We start from the raw sequence: 2,233 nt of genomic DNA, 5'->3' as shown, positions 1-2,233 counted from the left end.
GGACGGGCGTGGCTGAGGGGCCATATCCCTCAGACTGTGGTGCGGTTCGGGATCTCTCGCTCTCCCTCAAGGTCATTACAACCACCGCATAGGCTTCATAAGCCAGCCACCTGAATGATCCTAAGATCAGACGAGATGCACCCTTTCGGGCCGTTGCGCCGCAGGTATCTGCCTACGATCAGCTTGTCTTTGGCCTCTGCCCCAGACGACGATCTGGACTCTGCAAAGCAGAAAGTGGGGCAATTAAAGCAATACCGGCGCATCTTGGCAAGAGTTTCGACTTGCAGTCGAGCAAAACCGATAGGGAGGCGCTGCATAGCTTGGTAAGAACCAAGGAAATGACGAAGCGCCGCGTCCTAAAGAGATGAAGGTGTGAAAGCCAACAAGCTGCAGCGAGGACAAAAATTTGAAGCTGATAAACTCGATTATGCTGCTCGCAGGGGCAATCATGATTCCGTTGCGGGGACAGGCAGATGTGCATGATCATTTCAGTCGTGCCCTTGCGGCTCTTCCGGCCGAAATTTTCCAATCACGCGAGCCCGCGGCATTCGTAAATCTTCACGCGCTTTCAACGGTTTTTGGAACAACGGACTTCACCGCAGCACAGGCTCAGCGTGCTGTCGTTGGATTGGAAAGCTCTGCTTTGAGAGCGATGGGCACGGCAGACAGCAAAAATTTTGAAGCTAAAGCAGGTTTCGCCCCTTATGAGGTTGAGTTCTTCGGCCTTTATGGCCAACGCCCGGAAGAGGCTGTCATCTGGGGTGGCCCACGCGGTTTTCCGCAAGAGGTCGCGGCCAGATTACCTGAAATAGGTTTTAAAACCCTAGATGAAGCGCAGGATCTGTTTGCTAACGGCGATTTGGGAGTCTTCGACCCCGCCAGCATTGATCCGGAAAATCCTTGGGTAGGGCCGACTGGCACAGCAAGCATTGTGAAAGTCGCACCCACAATCGTCTATCAAGCCAGCTCTGCAAAGGCCCTGATGCGGGCTACGGCACAGCCGTCTGCACTGGACACCCCCGACGGACAGGCATTTGTACGGATTATGCCGACAGAAGATAGCTATTTGATGCAAGCCTTCCTGTTTTCCGCAGATTTTGGCCGCGCCGTCGGAGAGGGGATCAACGGCTCTTCGGTCGTGTATCGAGCAGGGGTTCTTGCCGATCTGCAAAGCCCGGATGGGCCTGTAACGCTCCTCGCTCTTAGCTACGACAGCTGCGGCGAAGCAGAAAAGGCATTGCAGGTGCCGTGGCCGCAAGAACCGACAGGCCTGCGGCGCACGACAGCGCAATCAGGGGACACTTGCCTTGCGCTATGGCAGGCCACAGGTGGAGAGGGCGTGGCGGAAAACACCTCTTTCTTAACCGCGATGGAAGGCATGATCACGCGGGCCTTCGCACCAGTCGCACTCTCGCAGTAGCTGTGCGCGACCAGCCCAGACTCACCCAAGCGTTTTGTAGGGCAACCTATCTCGACGGTTCGGCCTTCCAGCCAACCCATTTTCCGGGATCATCGTAAAGAATTTCGAGGCAATCTCTGGAAGCATAAACCCCCACCTGAAGCGGCGGGGGTTTATCTGTAATAAGGCTCAGGCTTGCGGAGGTGCAGCTGGATCAGGCATCGGTTCCGGCTTCAAGGGCCGCGATAATGTTGTCCTGGATGGCCATGGCAACCCCGAGAGGCATTGAGTAACGCACAGTGGAGTTGTCGAACATCGTTACATCCAGCTTGAAATGGTCCTTATAGGAATTCACGTGGATGAATTTCCCATAGTGGCTAACGTCCGACCGGTAGACCGTTTCAGGAAAATCAGCTTGCAGCGGGACATTTTGATCGAAAATCTCCATGGCCTTGTGCTGAAGCGCATCAAACGCGGTGTCCGGCAGGTTTTCCACCATCTTGCCGATCTCTTGTGCGAGGGCATTCGCAACCTTTTGCGGCAGTTTCAAAACAACGAGCTCTGGCGCATCCAGTTTGAAAACGAACCCGATGGAGTCACCCATAGTATCTTCTTCAAGCGGCATGGCCTTAAACGCTGCTAGGCTGACAACGTAGTTGCCAAGATATTCATGGTTCGAAACAGACATTTAGACCCTATCATCCTGTAATTTCGGGCTCTCACTCAGTGTGGGCACGATAGCTGTTGAAGTTATTCGGCTGCAGCAATGGTGTAAGCGGGCAGCCGACCCCATGGGTTACGGGCTTTCGTGAGATAGTTATGCTTCCTGCATCC

General features: G+C 54.4%; 2 protein-coding genes. One reads left to right on the top strand and one right to left on the bottom strand.

All coding sequences use genetic code 11. The features are described 5' to 3' along the window. The first annotated feature begins 406 nt into the window (after window positions 1-406). Window positions 407-1,420 (top strand): hypothetical protein, encoded by a 1,014-nt coding sequence (locus EP867_RS18360; RefSeq protein ID WP_128490909.1) that lies wholly within the window; start codon window positions 407-409, stop codon window positions 1,418-1,420. 193 nt (window positions 1,421-1,613) lie between these two features. Here EP867_RS18360 and EP867_RS18355 read toward each other — a convergent pair whose 3' ends face one another. Next, entirely contained in the window at window positions 1,614-2,087 is a 474-nt protein-coding gene (locus tag EP867_RS18355; protein ID WP_128490908.1) for a hypothetical protein, read from the bottom strand. Window positions 2,088-2,233 lie beyond the last annotated feature (146 nt).

Origin of the sequence: Falsigemmobacter intermedius, from assembly GCF_004054105.1 — a bacterium.
In the GTDB taxonomy this organism is placed as follows: domain Bacteria; phylum Pseudomonadota; class Alphaproteobacteria; order Rhodobacterales; family Rhodobacteraceae; genus Wagnerdoeblera; species Wagnerdoeblera intermedia.
This window is presented reverse-complemented; position numbering and strand designations above follow the sequence as displayed.